At 38.3% G+C, this 19936-nt stretch carries 14 protein-coding genes; 6 read left to right on the plus strand and 8 right to left on the minus strand.

Annotated elements, in window-relative coordinates:
• Positions 1–61: 61 nt before the first annotated feature.
• From AC07VK_RS07710 to AC07VK_RS07720, 3 genes are all read right to left on the minus strand, one after another.
• The gene (locus tag AC07VK_RS07710) at positions 62–343 is read right to left on the minus strand and encodes an Rdx family protein (protein WP_492951983.1); all 282 of its coding nucleotides are present in this window, start codon (positions 341–343) and stop codon (positions 62–64) included.
• A 344-nt stretch (positions 344–687) separates the two neighbouring features.
• On the minus strand, positions 688–5526 hold the full coding sequence (locus AC07VK_RS07715; protein WP_492959475.1) for a chemotaxis protein CheB: 4839 nt from the start codon (positions 5524–5526) through the stop codon (positions 688–690).
• Positions 5527–5530: 4 nt separating this feature from the next.
• The gene (locus AC07VK_RS07720; RefSeq protein ID WP_492959477.1) at positions 5531–7060 is read right to left on the minus strand and encodes a GAF domain-containing protein; all 1530 of its coding nucleotides are present in this window, start codon (positions 7058–7060) and stop codon (positions 5531–5533) included.
• A 338-nt stretch (positions 7061–7398) separates the two neighbouring features.
• Here AC07VK_RS07720 and AC07VK_RS07725 point away from each other — a divergent pair, with 338 nt between their 5' ends.
• Positions 7399–7818, plus strand: coding sequence for an SRPBCC domain-containing protein (locus AC07VK_RS07725; RefSeq protein ID WP_492951980.1), 420 nt, complete (start codon positions 7399–7401; stop codon positions 7816–7818).
• Positions 7819–7860: 42 nt separating this feature from the next.
• On the opposite strand, the gene AC07VK_RS07730 is transcribed toward AC07VK_RS07725, so the two are convergent.
• Entirely contained in the window at positions 7861–8970 is a 1110-nt protein-coding gene (locus AC07VK_RS07730) for a PepSY-associated TM helix domain-containing protein (RefSeq protein WP_492959479.1), read from the minus strand.
• Positions 8971–8973: 3 nt separating this feature from the next.
• Positions 8974–11325, minus strand: coding sequence for a TonB-dependent receptor (locus AC07VK_RS07735; protein WP_492959481.1), 2352 nt, complete (start codon positions 11323–11325; stop codon positions 8974–8976).
• A 178-nt stretch (positions 11326–11503) separates the two neighbouring features.
• On the opposite strand from AC07VK_RS07735, the gene AC07VK_RS07740 reads away from it, so the two are divergent.
• From AC07VK_RS07740 to AC07VK_RS07755, 4 genes are all read left to right on the plus strand, one after another.
• Positions 11504–12277, plus strand: a complete 774-nt coding sequence (locus tag AC07VK_RS07740; RefSeq protein ID WP_492959483.1) for an SDR family NAD(P)-dependent oxidoreductase — start codon at positions 11504–11506, stop codon at positions 12275–12277.
• 818 nt (positions 12278–13095) lie between these two features.
• Complete coding sequence (locus AC07VK_RS07745; protein WP_492959485.1) at positions 13096–13902, plus strand: phytanoyl-CoA dioxygenase family protein; 807 nt, start codon at positions 13096–13098, stop codon at positions 13900–13902.
• Positions 13903–14060: 158 nt separating this feature from the next.
• Positions 14061–14750, plus strand: coding sequence for a CDP-alcohol phosphatidyltransferase family protein (locus tag AC07VK_RS07750; RefSeq protein WP_492951975.1), 690 nt, complete (start codon positions 14061–14063; stop codon positions 14748–14750).
• Positions 14750–15220, plus strand: a complete 471-nt coding sequence (locus AC07VK_RS07755) for a GtrA family protein (RefSeq protein ID WP_492959487.1) — start codon at positions 14750–14752, stop codon at positions 15218–15220. Before AC07VK_RS07750 ends, AC07VK_RS07755 begins: the two co-directional genes overlap by 1 nt.
• Before the next feature lie 193 nt (positions 15221–15413).
• On the opposite strand, the gene AC07VK_RS07760 is transcribed toward AC07VK_RS07755, so the two are convergent.
• From AC07VK_RS07760 to AC07VK_RS07770, 3 genes are all read right to left on the minus strand, one after another.
• The gene (locus AC07VK_RS07760; protein WP_492951973.1) at positions 15414–16505 is read right to left on the minus strand and encodes a phosphotransferase enzyme family protein; all 1092 of its coding nucleotides are present in this window, start codon (positions 16503–16505) and stop codon (positions 15414–15416) included.
• Positions 16506–16620: 115 nt separating this feature from the next.
• Entirely contained in the window at positions 16621–17970 is a 1350-nt protein-coding gene (locus AC07VK_RS07765) for a Gfo/Idh/MocA family protein (protein WP_057934514.1), read from the minus strand.
• Positions 17971–18074: 104 nt separating this feature from the next.
• Positions 18075–18404 carry a beta-galactosidase gene (locus AC07VK_RS07770; RefSeq protein ID WP_492959490.1) on the minus strand — a complete coding sequence of 110 codons (330 nt, stop codon included), beginning with the start codon at positions 18402–18404 and terminating at the stop codon, positions 18075–18077.
• Positions 18405–18924: 520 nt separating this feature from the next.
• Between AC07VK_RS07770 and AC07VK_RS07775 the strand changes: the two genes are divergently transcribed.
• A complete protein-coding gene (locus AC07VK_RS07775; protein ID WP_492959492.1) occupies positions 18925–19719 on the plus strand; it encodes a hypothetical protein in 795 nt (264 codons plus the stop codon).
• Positions 19720–19936: the final 217 nt, after the last annotated feature.

Below are 19936 nucleotides of genomic sequence, written 5' to 3' on the forward strand. Positions count from 1 at the left end.
AAAACAATTGTAAAATATAAACAGCCAGGTGTTTATGCTAACGATATCCTCATCAAGAAATTTACTTAACATCAGAGTGCCCAAGGCTCATGGTTGGATTCACTTCATCACGAATAAGCTGTTTTAGTTCTTTAATTTCAGGAAAGCGTTGCATCTGTTTTCTATCAAAAATTAGTTTCTCACCAATTTGAATAGTAAAAACGCCCGATGTTTCACTCGGCATTAAAGTTACCCCCTTTACCTCTTCTACAAAAGTGGTCAAAATTTCTTGCGCCATGTAAGCCGAACGCAGCATCCAACCACATTTAGGGCAATAGGTGATATTAACAAGTGGTTTCTCCATTTTTATTTTTTTTACAAGGGTACAAAAAATATGGAGGGATGGAAAATGGAGATTTTAAATGGGTGTTGAAACCTATTAAGCATCTGCAGATGCGTCTTCACTTTTGTTCTTGCTGTAGAATACTTTGTTGTAATTTCGGATTCAGCTAAACAACAATGAATAAAATGAACTAAACAAGTTAGTTGCTTAAAATGTTGTCAAAAAGAGAAAAGGGTAGCCACATCCATGTCTACCCGTTTCAAATTACTCCCGTGTTAGAGGAACTATAATTACAACAATGAAGCAATTTTTGTTTGCTTCATCTGGATAATCATACAACGCCAGTATTAAAACACGTACTGGTTCTACGGTTTATCTTTTAACGGAATTTTAAACCAGAATACCGAACCTTCGCCTTCTTTACTGTTTACACCGATTTCGCCTCCATGGCGTTCAACGATTTCGGCCGAAATATATAAGCCAAGCCCAAGCCCCGAAAAGCTGTAGGAAGAAGCTTCTACACGGAAAAACCTGTCGAAAACAAATTGCGCTTTATCGTTAGGAATTCCAATTCCGAAATCCTGTACAGAAACCAACAGGTAATCGCCCTCTGCTTTAGACTGTACTATAATTTTATCCGCATTAGGAGAATATTTGATGGCGTTGGAAATAAAGTTGCTTAAAACCTGTTCAATCCGGTTACGATCGGCATACACCTGAACATTAGTAATATCCTGTACAACCCGGTGTTCATTCATGCTTTCCTGTAAACCATCAATAGCATCTTCAATAACGCCGGCAATATTGAATTCAGAGAAATTGAAAGTCATTTTACCAGCTTGTATCTTGGTTACATCCAATAAATCTTCAACAAGAGCAGTCAATTTTCCAATCTGACGGTTCGCCTTATCTACAAATTCATAAATCTTCTCAAACTTCCGCTGTTCGGCCATCCTCAATGCAAACTGTAAAAAGCCTTTAATACTGGTAATCGGTGTTTTTAACTCGTGACTGGCAATACTCATAAACTCATCTTTTCGGTGCATAAGCTCTTTAGTAGCCTGTTGAGCTTTCATTAAATCGGTTACTTCGAAACCAAAAAAAGCAATGCCATCAATTTGCCCCTGATCAGAAAAAACTGGATTTAGGATAATATCGAACCACTTTTCAACCGATTTTCCTGTAGCGCGGTTTAACTGCTCGATCTTATAGGCGCTGGCTACATAAGTTTCGCCAGTTTTCATCACATTTCTCTCTATTTCGAGCAATTCAGGTGATTCGAACTTAGAACCATTTCCAATCCTTGATCGGCCTATATAATCGGTTCCGCCATCGAAAGTTTTAAAAGCTTCGTTAACAAATTCATATTTGAGGGCTTTCCCCCTACGGATGGTGATTAAAGCAGGTGCATTTTTAAAAATGCTATAAAACTCATCTTGCTGTTTCTTGATCAGCTTTTGAAGTTCGTTACGTTTTTTCTCGGTATGTTTCTGTTTGCTAATATCGATAACATAAGTAATTGCCCCGTTCTGAACATCTTCGTCTAACAACGCCGAACCAACCAAAACATCTACCGGAACGCCCGCTTTGTTAAGGTATTGTTTTTCGAATGGTGGGCAGAAGCCTTTTTCTTTTAATAATTTATGCGATATTTTGCTGATCGGCAAAAAAGCTTCCGGTGTAATCTGCATCCAGTTAATATTTCCATTTTCGAAATCAGATCGCGAATAACCTAAAAGTTTTAAAAAGATATCGTTAGCATCTTCTATCCGCCCGGTTTCAATATCGCTAAACAAAATTCCGATCACATTCGATTCGAAAATCTTTCTAAACTTACGTTCTGTTGAGTTCAATCTCACCTCAGTATCTACCAGTTTCGATATATCGACCATAGAACCAACCATACGATAAGGAGTGTGCAGATTATCTAACAGGATACTTCCGCGATCGAGCAATGTAGCATAGCTGCCATCTGCTTTTTCTAAACGATACTGGGCCGTCCACTGGGTTTTGTTGTGGTTAATGGCTTCATAAACACTTGCTTTAACACGCTCACGGTCATCAGGATGAATTTTATCGAACCAAAATGCAATATTTTCGGTGTGTGCATCTTTCTGATAACCGAACATAGAAGTAAAATTGTCGCTCCGCCACATGGTGTTATTGGCCAGGTTCCAGTCCCAAATGGTATCGTTTGTGGCATGCGACACCAGGTTGAAACGTTCTTCACTTTCTGAAAGTTTCATGGTACGCTCTTTCACTTTTAGTTCGAGATCGGTATTGAGTTGACGCAGGTTCTCGCGCGTGCCTAAAAGTTCGTTATAATTCTTTTTCAACTTGTGTTCAGCCAATTTTTGCTGACTGATATCGGTTAATGTAGCTACAAAACCATCAGACATTTTTACCGCAATTAGCTGTAACCACTGTTCTTTAGAAAACTGGAGCTCTGTTTCGAGCACCTTTCCGTTTTCTACGACGCCAACATATTTATTAAAAAGATTACTTACCGTAAGTTCAGGAATCATTTTCATCAACCTGGCTCCAGTGAGCTCCGATTTGTTCTTCTTTAAAATACTTAGTGCCGAATCGTTATAGGTGCTGCACTCAAAATCCACAATAAAATGTTTAGCATCTCTCACTGCTTTAAATGCCAAAATCCCATTAAGGCTTGCATTAAAAACACCGCTTATGATATTGTTCAATTCTGTAATTCTGGAAATATCTACAAAAGAGATCACCACACCATCTGCCCGCTTATCTTTCCTTAAATAAGGCATTACACGCATCAGGCATCGGGTATTATTTTTCAGTTGTACTTCTTTTTCGATTACATGCCCATTCAGCAGTACCTTCTTAATATCGCTGATTAGATTTTCTGCCTTAATATTGTTCGAAATGTGTTCTATAGACCTGCCAATATCTGATTCGATAAGATTCACCATACTTACTGCCGCAGGATTAAATTTACGGATAAACATTCCGGCGTCGAGAAAAATCTGACCAATATCGGTACTCCTGAAATAATTATCCAAATCATCATTTAATTCGATCAGTTCTTTGATTTTTAACTGGTGTTCGGTATTTAGGGTATGCAACTCTTCGTTTAATGATTGAAGCTCCTCATTGCTGGATTGGAGCTCTTCGTTGGCTGAAAGTAGTTCTTCGTTGCTTGATTGGAGTTCCTCATTAGTGGTTTCCATTTCTTCTACAGCCAGCTGCAGGTTCGAGCGTGTTTCGTTCAGTTCGGCCTCCAGTTCAAATACATATTCGGATTGGTTAGCATCATGAAAGCCAGAAAGAACAAATTCATCCTTATCGGCAACAACTTCTGAAACATGTTCTACAAAAACTACCATGGTAAAACCATTGGTATGAACCGGGGATGCCGGTACAATGGAAATGTCTACAAAAATATCTTTAGTAATCTGTGTAAAACGGATCTTCTTTAATTCAATCTTTTTATTTTCTTTCCAGGCTTTCCGTAACCCGGTATTGAGCACGATAGATACCTCCCGCGGTACCATCTTTAAAATATTGAGTTCGATACTTTGCTCAGGAAGCGATAAATATTGACGGTAATCGCCAACCGCATCCTGCATGATGTACGCTTTATCAATAAATACCGCAACATAGCCCAGATCTGACGAAAGAAAATCGGCCAAACGTTTTTCTAACGGGTTTTGTAGCACCGCGGTGTTACCTCCTTTTTTACGTTCCTGGCCAATTGCGGCCTTCGCACCAGTATTGTAGGTATTGTAACTGGAATAATTGATTTTTCCAGTCTTCTTATAGATTTTCGATTTACCCGAAACTTCTGTTAAACCAGCCTTCATGGAAGAAGCGGTTTCGCTTGATCCCAGAAACAGATATCCATTTGGCAGCAGGGAGAAGTGAAATATGGAAAGAATTTTTTCCTGAAGGATGCTATTGACATAAATGAGCATGTTTCTACAGGTAACCAGGTCGTTTTTAATAAAAGGAGGCGATTTAATTACATCATGTTTGGCAAAAACAACCTGTTTACGTAGGCTTGCAACAACTTTAATGTGCTTCCCTTCCTGTACAAAATACTTCTTAAAAAGTTTAGTGGGTATTTCTTTTTTTACCGACACCGGGTATTCGCCACGAGAGGCAATCTCAATACTTTTTTCATCAATATCAGAAGCGAATATTTTTATCTCGATCTTTTTGCCCGATCGTTCTACGCAATCATCCGCAAGTGCTGCAATGGAGTATGCCTCTTGCCCGGTACTACAGGCACAAACCCAAATTTTGATCACATCGCCGTTTTCTTTCCGGTTAACGATATCCTTGATGGCGAACTCATTAAGTTCTACGAAAGCCTGCTCATCTCTAAAAAATTTAGTTACCCCAATCAGGAAATCCTGCGCTAAAATCTTTACTTCATCTGTATTGTTATACAAAAAATCAACATAACGGTCGAGTTTTTTTATACCTCTTTCGTTCATCCTCCTGCCAATACGCCTGATAATAGTAGGGGTTTTATACAGGTTAAAATCATTTCCACTAATGTTGTGTACCAGTTTAAAAACCTCGTCGAGCAGTTCTTCGTTAACTTTACCATTTTCGAGCACTTTAACAGGTTCTTCATTTACATAGCTAAAAAGTTCTTCCTGCATCTTAGAAGGAACCATTATATGGTCTGCATTGCCAGATGCAATGGCCGAATTGGGCATACCATCAAATTTAGCAGACCCCGGATCCTGAACGATAACCATTCCACCGTTTTCTTTTATGCTTTGTATGCCTTTGGTACCATCTGTACCGGTTCCTGAAAGGATAATCGCAATTGCTTTCTCTTTTTTGTCTTTCGCCAGGGTATGTAAAAAATGATCGATTGCGGTATTAGGTGCCTTAATCTGCGATTTATCAGCGAGCTTAAGTCGCCCCCTAACCAAGGTCATGAGTTTATTATTAGGAATGATATATACACAATCTTGTTGGATGGCCATATCATTGGCTGCTTCGAACACCTTCATATGGGTGTGCTTTCCTACAAGCTCTACCAATAAACTTTTATAATCGGAAGAAAGATGCTGGATCACAACAAAAGAAAAACTCGAGTTTGCCGGCATGTGGTCAAAGAACTCATGAATGGCTTCCAAGCCACCTGCAGACGCACCAATGGCAACAATGTATTTATCGTAACGCTTATTCAATACCGATTCCTGCTTTTTTTCCATTAAGCTAATTGTAAAGTTGCTTTGTTCTAAATTCAAATATAAAATTCCTTAAAGATTCGGCTATTTCCAGTTCATTATTGCTCCAAGGCAACGACTGTCCATAAACGGTTTGTAGCCAAAGCTTAAACGAATTTCTCGGGTGATAGTTTTTACCATCTTTATCAAATTTGATCACCTGCTCAGGATCGCCGCCCCATTTGATCTGCTGTATTACTTCAGGCCTGAAACAGATGATATAATCGCCGTTCCTACCATCAATCGGGATAACCAAAATCCCGCTTCCAAATTTTTCATATGCTTTCGCTTCCTCATACCCCCCACTCAAATGATCGCTGGCATACACCTTTTCAGTTTCTTTTCCCTCAAGCCATAACATCAGGTTATATACTTCACTTTTATCAGGTACATCTCCACGTGATTCGATTCTGTTACCCATCTTCACTACCACTCCGCCTGCATTAAACAAAGAAAGAATATTTAAGTTTTCATCTTCAAGCAAGCCTTCGACAATATCATCTTTCGAATAAATAAGATCGGTTATTATAGTTCGTTTTTCAAGTCTAAAAGCAGACTGCTGATAATCTTCCTGGCTTAATATGGCCGTGATGCGATTGGAAATTTCTACCGAAAGCCATTCGAAAAGATAGCGCATATCTACATTCGGATGTTTTGGTTCAATATGATGACATGAAATTAGCCCCCAGAGTTTGTCGTGATGCAATACCCTGATAGACATTGATGCACTGACGTTCATATTCTGCATGTATTCCAGGTGTACCGCTGCAACACCGCGTAAATTACAATCAGATAGATCGATAAAGGCGTTGGTTAAAGGATTGATAACCGGATACAATCTAACAGGTTTATATGCACGGTTAGAAATAAGCCTGAAAGGATTTTTAAGGTAAAGTGCCCTTGCTTGTTTAGGTACGTCAGAAGCCGGAAAAGTTTGCCCAAGATAACTTTCCAATGCCCCTGAAATTTCCTCGGCAATTACTGTCCCGTTCCAGGCAGAATCGAACTGATACATCCTTACTCCATCGAAACCTGAAATCTGACGTAGTTGCTTAATGGCAACATTACACACTTCCTCCAGTGTTGAGGCACTCTCCATGGCCGAAATAAACTGCCGTACTTCCTGAAAAACGTCTGAAAAACTTTTCTGGCCATCCGTTAAAGCAGTTTCTATTTCCAATAAGGTATAGTCATTCTTAATGTGGACCAAACCATTGAATTGCATTTTTTCATCATCATTTTTAAATGTCAGATTAACTGGAATTCTGTCTTTCGCATCTCCTTTAATCAGTTTAATAATATTATCTATGTCTTGTTGGCTAAACCATAATGATAAATGTTTATTTATCATCTGTGCTGGTGCCTCATTGGTAATTGTACTTAAGTTTTCGCTGATTTGTATAATATCCAAGGTTTTATTATCCAATACGATTAAATATCCATAATCTTGAATGGAATTAATGTGGTGAATTGGTAAATTTCCGCAGAATTCTGCATCATAGTTTGGTTTATCTGACATTTCTGACTATTTATTTTTGGAAAAACATAATGCTTAGGAAAAGCAAAAGATTTCATTCTTAACAATTATAAGGCCAATTAAATCCTCATTTAGGTTTAATTTCCTCAAATTGGACCATCAAGTGCATCATGCAACTAAAATATAGATTAAGGACTTTATTGAAAGAAAAACAATAAAAATATTACTGCTCTTACAACCCAGCGGAATGTTATTTTATGTTAAGGCTTAATCGAAAAATATTGCACATCAATAAATTACCCAAATCACCTCTGAATTTGTCTTCAATGGCCACCTAAAAGTAGGCCTAGAACAGTTAATTTAGACATAATTTAGCCTATATGAACAAGAATGTTTTAACTGCCAGCGTTGAAATAAACCAGCCAATTAGCCTGGTTTGGAAAATCTGGAATGAACCCGAGCACATCATTAAATGGAATGCTCCATCAGACGAATGGATCAATGAGAAAATTGAAAATAACCTGGAAGTAGGAAGTGGTTTTTTATACGTTATGGCCAAAAAAGACGGAACCGAAAATTTTGATTTTCGCGGAACTTACACCGAAATTATTGAGCATGAGCGAATTGCTTATACACTAGACGACAAGCGGAAAAGCCTGATCACTTTTACAGGAAATAACCCGGTTACGCTTACCGAAATCTTTGAACCCGTTCCAAACCTTGATTTAACCATGCAACAGGAATTCTGTCAATCGGGGCTGAACCAGCTTAAAGCATATGCAGAGCAGCTTAATAAATGACTTCAGGTTTTAATACAGAACTGGTTTCACTGCGATTTCGATTTAATTTGAGGTAAGAATAGGTTTAGCTTTCCTGGGCTTTTTCCTTTTCTTCCACCAGATGATAAAACCTGTAACCGGCAAACTCGCTGCAACCAAAGCCGCTAAAAAAGAAAGAATTTTATTCGGCAATCCTAAAAGCCTGCCTGTGTGCAGATCGTAATTGGTGGCTTCTATTAAATCAGCCCCGTTAAAATCTTTATACAGTTTAGCCCTGGTCATTGTGCCGGTAGCTTCCTCATAAAAAAAGGTATTCTGGTTGCGTGCCCAACGATAGGGATAAATCATCCTTAATCGCAGTTCACCTTTACCACGCAGCGAAAAACTAGTGGAAATAGCACCAGGGTATTTAATTTTAGCTTCAGTATAAATTTTATTGTAACGTACAGGTACGGGATCGATGTGTGTGGGTTTGGTTAAAACGATGGCTTTGCCTTGCCCCAATTTGCTCCCGGTAAAAAAGCTAGCCGCATTTTTCACCTCTTTAAAAGCAAAGTACAAACCACTCAAAGCAGTAACCAATAGCACAACTGATGCATAAAAGCCCAATACGTTGTGTAGATCGTAATTTAATCGTTTAAACGAGGCTTTTCTTTTAATCGTTAAAGATTGTTTTAATAACCGCATTTGACCAGGAAACCAGAGTACCAGTCCCGTAATCAGCATGATCACGAAAATAACCACCGACCATTGCATGATGAACTTTCCTGTTTTTCCTAGCAACAGGGAGGTATGGATGTGCTCTACAACCTGAAGCCAATCTTCGCCACCTTTTTTTACCAAGGCGGCATTGTAAGGATTAAAATAGTAAACAATCCCCTTTTTAGTGGTAATTTCTACTGTTGCATTTGAAAATCCATCTTCAATTCTGATTAGCCTTAACTGATCTTTGGATGATAACTTTTCGAAATTTGAAATGATATGATCCAAACCTACAAAAGGCTTCTGTTGAAGTTCTACGTAACGGAAATCTTTTTGTGTAAAATCTCTGATTTCTTCTTCAAAAATATACAGCGCACCAGTTACACTAATAATAAATACGACCAGGCCAGTAACCAGGCCGAGCCAGAGATGAATGTTCCTGATGGTATTTTTAAAATTCCTGTTCTTCATTGCCTAAAAAGCGTAACCTAGCGATAGGTTAAATCTGCGTCCATTCCCTCTTACATAATTTACATTGCTGCCATAAAACTGAGAAATGGCAGGATAATAAACTTTATTCAATAAATTCTCTAGACCTACCGATAGTTTTAAAGGCTGTGTAACCTGATATACAGCTGCAACATTAAATAAGTTGAAGGCTTTTACCGGACCTTCGCCAATTAAATATTTACCTGCCGCATTGGTTTTGAAGCGGTCGCGATTTCCAACACGCATCCAGTTTACATCTAAACTTAAGTTTTTAATACCTGAATATTTAAGGTAAACAGTGGTTTTTGATGGTGGGATACGGGTTGTGTTTAAATATACATCTTTCTCTCCGTTAAAATTGCCATCATTATCTACATCGCCTTTCCCTTCTACCTGTGCATAGTTACCACCGATGCTCAAATCGAGTAGAACCTGATAATCTGCCTGGATTTCAAATCCATATACACGCTCTGGAATACGCTGAGAGATGTAAGTTCCATTAACTTCTAAAAGATTGGCACCCAGTTTAGACGTACTGTAATAATAAGCAGCACTAAAATTCAGTTTACCTACGGTACTGCTAAAACCAGCTTCGTAATTGTTTACAATAATTGGTTTAGTTTCTAACTGCGATAAAGTATTGCTTTTTGCGGCCCTTAGTACCCTACCTAGCTCGAACACAGAGAACGACTGCGCATAACTGATAAAAGGGTTAAAAAACTTGAATTTCGAATAACGTGCGCCAGCATTAAATACTAAAGCATTATAATTTAATTTACCGCCCTGCACCGCTATACTTCCTGCACCGTTTGCACCGGTAGCCAGGGTATTAAAGTCGTCAACATCAATGTTTATATTTTCTACCCTTAAGCCTCCCTTTATGGTTAAATCATTAATGAAAGTTGCAGAAGCCTGTAAGTAAGGTGCAAAGTTCACCATATTCATATTAGGCACCCACAAACGGCCATCTGTTAAGCTTTGAGCAGTTTTATCGTTCATTAAATCCAAACCATAGTTCAATTGCATTGGTACCTGATCTGTAATATTAAAAGGTGTGTTCAGGTTTACCCTTGCGCCTTTTTTGGTTGAGGTAATAGCCGATTGGCCACTGCCGAAAAATGATGCTGAGTTGGAATAAATGGTATAAAAATCCTGGTAATATATATTGGCCGTTAAATCTGTTTTACCGAAAATCTGCTGATTGGTGTATTGTAAATTAGCATTATGGTTAAATCTTGTTCCTTCATCTTCACCCAGTCTTTTTCCATAAATACCAATGGCCGGCGATTGACCGTAAACCCCATCTTTGGTTAGGTATTTAGAATGCTGCCTGGAGCTGAAATAATTATACATCACCTGTAAACGCTGTTTTGGAGTAAAGTTATATCCCAGTTTTACAAAACCATTGTAAGATTTAGTCTCACCTAAACCATACTCAGGAGAAATCACCAGGCCTTCAGCATCGCGAAAAACACCAGTTTTTTCGAACATACCACTTACCAGATAATCGAACTTACCTGTTTTGCCGTAAAGCTGTTGCGAAAAGCGGTAGCCTATGGTGCTATCGCCTTTTAAGTTTCCTGTAATTCCGGCTTGAGAATAACCTCCGAATGATTTTCCTTTATCTGCTTTTTTAGTAATGTAATTAATCAAACCTCCTTCTGCACCATTACCATAAATGGCAGTAGCACCTTTAATAACTTCAACACGTTCTATAACCGAAGGATCGATACTGCGGATATCCCTTCCTCCTGCCCTTAATGGAGTAGATTGCGGAATACCGTCAATTAATACCAAAACATTTCTACCGCGCAAAGTTTGACCAGAGTTACCCGTTTGGTTGGTAGAAAAACCCAATCCAGGTACGCTGTAAGATAGTATATTGGCTAAATTCGGACTAATTGTAGATTGTGTATTTAATTCCTTTGCTGTAAGCACCGTTACAGAAGATGGTGTTTGCGACAAAGATTCAGGTCGTCTACTTGCCGAAACAATTACATCGTTAAGTTCTGAGCGCTGCTCTTTTAAAACAAAAATTACCTGAACTGTATCGTTTGCAGTAACCGATACAGCCTGTTCCAATTGATCGTAACCAGTTATCGAAATCCTGATCTGTTGGTTTCCTGCCGGAACATCCGTTAACTTAAATGCACCGTTTTTACCTGATGTGGTTTTAAGATTTTGTTTTTTAACCTGTATGTTGGCAAACGGTATGCTGTTCCCTAACGAATCGACAACTTGTCCAGTAAGTGTGCCCTTTCCTGTTTGCGCAAAGAGGGGAATTGTGGATAACAGAATAAGCGCAGCGGCGAAAAATTTTATGTATTGGAGTTTCATGCAATTTTTAAATTTCGGCAAAGCTAGCATTATTTAGACTTGTTAAAAATAATAACTCAAAAAAGATACCTACATGGTGTTTAATCATTCATGATTTTAAAATAAATAAGTCATAAGATTTAATTTATCTGATATTTGCGTTAAACCGTTTGTAGTAAAAAAAATGTTGGAAACAAAGATGAAGTACGCACTGATAACCGGAGCCAGTAAAGGTATTGGAAAATCTATGGCCATTGCGCTGGCCAGGAGAAAAATCAACTTGTTGCTTATTGCCCGTTCAGGTGGTGAATTAAGCGCTTTACAAACGGAGATCAAAAACCAATATAGTGTTGAAGTAGATATCTTGTCAATCGACCTTAGTCAGGCTCAAGCTCCAAAAGCAGTATACAATTGGATAACAGAAAAGAATTACGCCATTAATATCCTGATTAATAATGCAGGTTATGGATTATGGGGGAAATTTGAAGAACTGGATTTAGGTGCCCAGTTAGAAATGTGTCAGTTGAACATGACTACGGTAACTTCATTGTGCCATTTATTGCTTCCAATCCTTTCAACAGAAAAAAAAGCTTATATACTTAACGTTTGCAGCACTGCAGCCTACCAGGCGGTGCCAACCTTGGCCATTTATTCGGCAACTAAAGCTTTTATTTTATCTTTTACGAGGGCTTTGAGGTTCGAGCTTAAAGATGGCCCGGTTTCTGTAAGTTGCTTGAGTCCAGGCCCTGTTGATACTGGTTTTGCCCACCGGGCCGGACTAGATGCCTTTAATAAAATGGCTGAAAAGTTTAACATGAGGCCTGATGAGGTGGCTGAAATCGCGTTAAAAGGAATGTTTGCCAAAAAATCTGAAATTATTCCTGGTTTTACCAATATCATCAGTGTTTATGCCAACAGGATCCTGCCAAAGGGATTTATCGAAAAAATGGCCGCGGGGATTTATAAGACTTAGTTCTATGTGTAGTCAGATGTTTCTATGAATTATCATAGTTGATGCATGAGTGTGGGATGGTAACATCCAACACCACGGATATAATACTATTGGTTGTTTGGAAAGGAAAGGGCAGTTATTCTTGGCGGTTTGCAGTCCTGCTTTTGGTACAAGTCCCGATGAAAAATCGGGAGCTTTTCCCGTCAATCAGGTTTAGGAACAGAGGTTAGTGCACCATAAAACCTTAAAAATAGCCGTAACTTTTGCCATCTAGCCCCGGGTGCAGTGCTACCCTGCAGCAAGGAGGCACGACGAAGCGAAGCGTATAAGCGGAAAACGGGAACAAAATAACCTATTACTACTGCAATTGCGCTCCAAATACAGAAGATCTATTTCATTTAAAATAAAGCTAAGTGTCGGATGGGAACATCCAAAACTACGGATATTTAACACCTCGAGGGTTGTGCAGTCAGATGTTACCATCTGACTGATCGTATACCCTCATTTCCATGAATTATTCTTGTCGATGTATAAGTGTCGGATGGGAACATCCAACACCACGGATAAAAAAATCCAATAGCCTTTATTTGCACAGCTCTACCCTACCGCAACTCCCTCCAAAAAAAAATATTTTAAAAAATTTCAAATAAAATTCTTTGGAATATTAAAAATATGTTAGGTTTGTATTAAATACTACTAATTCTATAGACTATGTCGAATAAAACAAACACGTTTTATTTTCCTCCAGTACCGAACCACTCGCCCATGCGAATGTGCTGTTGCTGCGCATAACTCTACCTCCAATTTATCTTTTTCCTAAATCTTTTAAATTTTTACACATGGCCACATCGTATCCAACCTTTACCTTATCTGAAAAATTAACACAAGAACAGCTTGATTTTTTTAATACAAATGGGTTTATCCATTTCAAGAATTTCATCAAACCCGAAACAGTTTCTTCCATTATCGACGCTTCTAAACAAGTAGAACAAAAATGGATACAGGAAGATATTAAAAAAATAAACGGCGTACCAATTAAATACGGAAAAGATCTTGATGGTTCAGCAATTGTGCAACGGTTTGCTTTTATTAATCAACAGCATCAAACGCTAAGTGGCCTCTTATTGGATCCACGCTTTAACGCATTGCTTCAATTGGCTGGCGATGGCGCACGTTTAGGTACTGAAGAAAAAGATGGTATGGTGTTTAACCATTACATTAACGGACCAGAAAGCAAATTCAGTAAAATGGGCTGGCATACGGATGGTTTAAGAGATATTTTCTACGGCACTAAACTTAACCCGATGCTAAATGTAGGCATTCACCTAAGTACCTTAAAGCCTGAAAATGGTGGATTAAAAATTATCCCTGGCACCCATAAACAAAGTATTTACCAAATGCTCTTTCGCAAAAAATATTTCCTGGATAATAAACCTGATGCTGAAGAGGTATCGATATTGCCAGAAGCAGGAGATTTAACCATCCATGATGGAAGACTGTGGCACAGGGTGGCAGAATCGGCCATTCGAGGCGAGGAAAGCAGAAGGCGTGTAATTTACGTACCCATCATCGCAGGTAAATATGCCCCAAAAAATGAGAATAGTCCAACAGTATTTTATCAGCGCTTCGCCGGAATTGTAAAATAAATTTATGTTATTTGCCCTATTGTTTACTTACCTGGTCAGATCGGGGAAGCTAAAGCGAATGGCTGATTATTCTAAAGGTATTCCGAAGAAGATCAGTTTAAAATTTTACCGAGCAGAAACAGCTATTCTCTTTGGCGCAATTTTGATCGGCACTTAAATTGGAGGCTATTATTAAACTAAAAGAAGACCATTTAGATGGCAAAAGGGTATTTGCAGACCGCGAAAGGACAAATATTTTAAGAAAAGGCGAACAGGGATTGATCTTATTTTTGCTTCAAAGGGTTCCTAAGTGGATTACGCCCAATATGATGACAGGGATTGGCATGTTCGGATCGCTGATTGTGTTTTTAAGCTTTATTTTGGCTGGTTTTTATGCGAAAAGTTATTTGCTGATCGGAATTTTTGGTTTTATGATCAACTGGCTTGGCGATTCGCTCGATGGCCGGTTGGCGTACTTTCGTAAAATCCCACGGAAATGGTATGGCTTTGCGCTTGATATTGTGATGGATTGGCTCAGCATTATCCTGATCGGTTTGGGCTATTATTATTACGCTGATGGTAACACACAGATTTTCGCATTTCTTTTTGTGGTATTGTACGGTTGGTCGATGATTATTTCTCAACTGCGTTATAAAATTACAGGCTTTTACCAAATTGATTCCGGCCATTTAGGCCCCACAGAATTACGCGTAATTATTTCGCTTATCTTAATTGCCGAAACCTTATTTACCGGTGCCATTACTTATTTCGCAATTGCTATGGTATCGCTGCTGTTGGTGATCAATATTATCGATACGTTTAAACTTTTGAAAGCGGGCGACGCTAAAGATGAGGAGGAGAAGCTATAATGACCTGGGCATCTGTTAAACTTTTCCTCAAAGCACAGGTATCGGCTTTTTCTGGTGGCGTTACCGATTATGGATTAATGATCCTACTAACCGAATGGCTTCATATCCACTTTACCATTTCGATCTTGATTTCTGGCACCATGGGTGGGATGGTTAACTTTTGCATTAACCGTTTTTGGGCATTTAAAAGCAACGATGGTTATTGCAGTTCGACAAGCGGACAGCTAATCCGGTTTTTTACTGTGGTTTTGGGGAGTATTTCACTAAAATCAGCTGGCACCTACTTATTGCACCGAAGTTTAAATCTCGATTATAAACTCGGCAGGCTTTTAATTGATAGTATTGTTTCTTATGGCTTTAACTATCCGCTAATGAAATATTGGGTATTTAAAATCAATACTGTGGAGGCTGTTTGCGCTGAAGAAACAAGCGATTGCTTTGAAACCCTGGGCAAGGAACAGGCCATCTGAATAAAGTAAATCCTTTTCTTAACAGCAAAAAGCAAATAATGCTATTATTGCCTTTATCAAACGTTTGCGCGCTAGCTAACAGGAGTATCCACCCTAAGGGTAACGGGGAATAAGAAACGACCATAAAAAAGGTAAGAGGAATGTCCAGCCCAAACGATGAAGCATAAAAACTGAACACCTTGCCTTTACCTTATTAGTTTAATATTATTTTAGCGTCGTTTACTCTATTTTCATTAATTTTCTTGATAATCTCTTCAAATTTCGATTCTTTGGCGACGTACTTATTTAATAAATCGATCTGATTTAAGCCCCTCACCAGGTTGTGCTCAGGATAATTTGTTTTATAATAAATATCGCCGTTTAAGAAATCGGCTATAAACCTTACTGCTTGCATGTAAATCATAAATTTACCCGAATAAATAAAGAACTGTTTTTCGGTAAAGGCCAAAACCTGGTCCATTTCTTCCATATAACCTTTATGTATTGCGGCAAAAACATCTTCTCTAATGGCTATTTTACTAAAATCTTTTTCCTCTTCATTGGCCTCTGAGAGATAGGTACGCATCATATCGCCCACATCGCTGATAAAGTATCCGGGCATTACGGTATCTAAATCGATTACACATAAGCCTACCCCAGTTTCGGCCTGTAACAGTACATTGCTAATTTTGGTATCGTGGTGTACAACACGTAAATTAAGTGCACCACTATCTACCATGTGTACATACTGCTCTTCTATATTGTAATGTCTGATTATCTCTTCTATAGCAAACTTTGCCTCGTTAATCCTTTCATCGCCAGCTTGTTCTAAAGCTTTTTTAAACTGCTCTACACGTAAAGGCAGGTTATGAAAATCTTCAATAGTGGGTTTTAATTTTTGTACATTGAAGGCACAAAGCATCCTGGTAAATTTACCAAACTGCTTAGCAGCGTGGTAAGCCTGCTCAGGCTCATGTACAAAATCAATAGCGCAAGAATTTTCCACAAATGGAAAAATCCTGTAAAAATGATCGTCGATTACCACAAAATCATCTCCATTTGTAGCCGCAATTGGGGCAACAAATAAATATTTAGGGGCTGTTTGATCAAGATATTTTTTTATTGTCTCAATATTCTGAGCAATATTTTGAGGCTGTCGAAAAACCTCCGTATTTACCTCTTGCAAGATATAGGCTAATCCCTCATCGTAAACTTTCCAGGTATGGTTAATTAAGCCCGAGCCGAAAGGTTCAATTTTAAATTTTTCTGCGTTAAGTCCATAAGCACCTAAAACTGCTTGAAACATAAGATGTTAATATATATTTGAATAAAAATAGTTTCAGGCAAACCATTTGTTCAACCTGAATAAAGTTGCGTATTAAAATATGCGGGCAAGCCATAAGCAATACCCGCAATCGAGACTAAAAGCCGCTATCGTCTAAAGCGAAAGTATTTTTTCGATCTTTCCATTTTCCTTTTGTAAAATCAGGGAATTTTTGTGGCATATTTCCTTCTTTTAACGATTTGGTAGAAAGTGGCATAATTACACTCATTGTAACTGAATCATATACATCAATAGGCGTTTGTTTTTTCTGTTTTACCGCCTGGATAAATCCATTAAATACAAACCAATCCATACCACCGTGACCGGCGCCTACAGCTTCTGCCTCATATTTTTTCCAAAGCGGGTGGTCGTATTTAGCAAACCATTCATCAGCTTTATCCCAGGCATGATCTTTCGATTTATGTTCGATGTGCACTGATTTGTTTACATCCATCCATAGACCTTTTGTTCCCTGTACCCTGAAACCGATAGAATATGGTCTGGGCAAGTGGGTATCGTGACTTAACATTACGGTTTCACCGTTTGCACAGTTGATCAGCGTAGTGGTAACATCACCATTTTTATAGTTAATTTTAGCGTTAGGGTGGCCCGGCGACATTTCTTCTACGTAAGCAGCCAAACCTCTTGCTTTAGAACTGAACGATACCAGGCTGGTAAAGCTGTTTCCCCTGTTAATGTTAGCGTATTGCATTAAAGGGCCAACACCATGGGTTGGATATAAATCGCCATCCTGATCGATGTTGAACTGTGTACGCCATTGTGCCTCGCTCAATGCTTTTGGCCCGTACTCTACCCCACCGCCATAATAATCTTTACCGTTATTAAAAAGTACGTTTCTTAAGTTATGCTGGTAACCACCTTCAAGGTGCACCAATTCGCCAAAAAGACCTTGTCTAACCATATTTAACGCCGCCATTACATCTCTACGGTAACAAACGTTTTCTAAGGTCATGTAAGGCATGCCTGTTTTTTCAGAAGTGTTTACAATATCCCAGTGATCTTGAACACTTAAACCTGCAATTACCTCGCAACCTACATATTTACCAGCTTTCATGGCATCAACTGCCTGGTCGCGGTGAAACTGCCATGGTGTTGCAATAATTACGGCATCAATATCTTTACGGTCTAAAAGTTTTTTATAAGCATCTAAGCCACCGGTATACTCTGTTGCTGCAGGTCTGCCTTTTTTGGCAATAAAATTACGGCAGATTTTAAGTGAACTTTCCTGGGTATCACAAATTGCAACAATTTCTACATCGTCTCTTAAGGCACCTTCAGAAATATGGCTCATACCACGTGCACCCACACCGATATAACCTACTCTTACTTTTCCACTGTCTGATGATGCAAATAAACTTCCGGTTGGCAGGATGGTTAAACCAGCAGCCGTAAATGCACCATTTTTGATAAAATCTCTACGTTCCATTTGTGTTATTTAATATTTATTGTTTAGTTTTTTAATTGATCCGGTTAATACTGAACAAACGTTTTACCTGCTATTCTTTCGCACTTGTACACACCAAAACCCATTCACTTACAGCACGTTAATGCGTTAAAGGTTTTTAAAAAGTTTTTGACCATGGTAAACTGATCGGGCTGTTTTTCGTGCATATTCCAAAACAAATAGGCACATACTGTATTTAACCCCATGGCTTTGGCCATTTGCAAACGCTGTTTCCATTCGGCTTTTGGGATACGGGCAAAATGCATTTCACCACAGCGTATTACATATGGCTTGCCATTAAGCTCAAAAGATTCGGCACCTATTGCAAAGGTGTTTTCTTTTTGGGCCCGGCTATTAATAGATAAACTTATTAATAGCCCTAAAACAAGTGTTTTTGTAAGCAAATGGGTACGCATTGTGCTGGCTTTTATCGGTTTTGTTGATTTGTATTTTTTAAAAGTAGAACAAGCAAACGAGCATTACAACATAAATATCAGCGCAAACGATTGACTAATTTTTACGTAACCCATTTATTTAAGCCCAAAGCAAATGATCTATTTACTGTGCTTATTTAAGCTGCGCTGCAATGCCTTTGCTACATACGCCTATTGCCAGGCAAATGGTAGTTAAAGCTTTTCGTCCTAACCCTTTTACCACTATTTTAAAGGCTTTACATTTTAACAAAGGCATACTGTAGAAATAATAAAAATATGGGGAAGTATTTCCACAAAGGCAGCGCAAAATGGGGAAACATGGCAAAAACCTCTACAGTTTTATTCGCACACATAAAATGCGCAGAAGTTATTTTTTCACCTACGCATTAAAGATTAAATCTGGGTTTTCGAATCATTTGAAAGGGTTTCAATCTAAAATTTGATGGTAGGCATACTTGCTCGCCTAGTTAAGATTACCAAATGAGAAAATTTAGGCAAAGTTTTGTCTACTACATTTGAAGAGGATGATTTTAAATTTAATATTCTCTTACAATTAACTAAAAACCTACCTAAATTAGAAAAGCTTATGGCGAATTCAGAAAGCGGCTACGCAAAAAAAGCCGCCAATTTAAAAGATTTAATTATCCGTTTAAAAACCCTTGGGGATGATTATAATCCTCCCAAACCCAAACTCTCAGTAGAAGCCTTAGAAATCTTGTCTAAAAATGCAGACGATGCCAATCGTGCCCTAAGTTTGGTTTTGCCAGTTTATAGTAAAGCTGTTGATGGACAAGAGCTCATTTTCAAATCTTTAAATGCATTAATTACCAGAAGTTATAATTATTTAAAGGCAGCTATTGATAATCCTGCCGAGCTACAAACTGCTAAAACACTTGCTGATCGTTTAAGAGGAATTGGGAAAAATAGCATACCTGCGGATGGTGCCACTGGCCCGTCAAAGTCCCGGGTATCATACGACAATAGAGTGGAGAATCTTAAACAATACATTGATGTGCTAACCACGAGTAAAGTTTACGAACCTACTCAAGAGGATATCAGTATTGCCTCTTTCCAAACCCTACTAGCGAGTATGGAGAGCAATATAACAGCTGTTGCGATTGCTAAGACACCTGTTGATGATGCACGTAAGAACCGGTTTAATATCTTTCATACAGAACAAATCGGCTTGGTCGATACTGTATTAGGCGTTAAAAGTTATATTAAAGCATCATTAAATATTGATCACCCTCAGCGTAAACATATTTTAGCCCTAACTTTTACAAGAATGAAATTGTAAGAATATTTTTAATACCTCCCTATAATAATTTGATCAAGGCTATCTTAAAAAAGATAGCCTTTTTTTATTACTGAATTAATTAGTCATCCCCCATTCAGATTAATTCCCTTAATCTTTTGTATAAAAAACACATTACATGTAAAAAAAACTAAAATTATAGGTGATTATCGCATCATTATACCACGCCCATATAGTTTCATGTAAAATTTAACGATTG

This window comes from Pedobacter sp. GW821-FHT01D05, from assembly GCF_059422505.1.

Coding starts and splice junctions, on each gene's coding strand:
- AC07VK_RS07710 (WP_492951983.1), bottom strand. CDS start 343: ATGGAGAAACCACTTGTTAATATCACCTATTGCCCTAAATGTGGTTGG.
- AC07VK_RS07715 (WP_492959475.1), bottom strand. CDS start 5,526: ATGGAAAAAAAGCAGGAATCGGTATTGAATAAGCGTTACGATAAATAC.
- AC07VK_RS07720 (WP_492959477.1), bottom strand. CDS start 7,060: ATGTCAGATAAACCAAACTATGATGCAGAATTCTGCGGAAATTTACCA.
- AC07VK_RS07725 (WP_492951980.1), top strand. CDS start 7,399: ATGAACAAGAATGTTTTAACTGCCAGCGTTGAAATAAACCAGCCAATT.
- AC07VK_RS07730 (WP_492959479.1), bottom strand. CDS start 8,970: ATGAAGAACAGGAATTTTAAAAATACCATCAGGAACATTCATCTCTGG.
- AC07VK_RS07735 (WP_492959481.1), bottom strand. CDS start 11,325: ATGAAACTCCAATACATAAAATTTTTCGCCGCTGCGCTTATTCTGTTA.
- AC07VK_RS07740 (WP_492959483.1), top strand. CDS start 11,504: ATGAAGTACGCACTGATAACCGGAGCCAGTAAAGGTATTGGAAAATCT.
- AC07VK_RS07745 (WP_492959485.1), top strand. CDS start 13,096: ATGGCCACATCGTATCCAACCTTTACCTTATCTGAAAAATTAACACAA.
- AC07VK_RS07755 (WP_492959487.1), top strand. CDS start 14,750: ATGACCTGGGCATCTGTTAAACTTTTCCTCAAAGCACAGGTATCGGCT.
- AC07VK_RS07760 (WP_492951973.1), bottom strand. CDS start 16,505: ATGTTTCAAGCAGTTTTAGGTGCTTATGGACTTAACGCAGAAAAATTT.
- AC07VK_RS07765 (WP_057934514.1), bottom strand. CDS start 17,970: ATGGAACGTAGAGATTTTATCAAAAATGGTGCATTTACGGCTGCTGGT.
- AC07VK_RS07770 (WP_492959490.1), bottom strand. CDS start 18,404: ATGCGTACCCATTTGCTTACAAAAACACTTGTTTTAGGGCTATTAATA.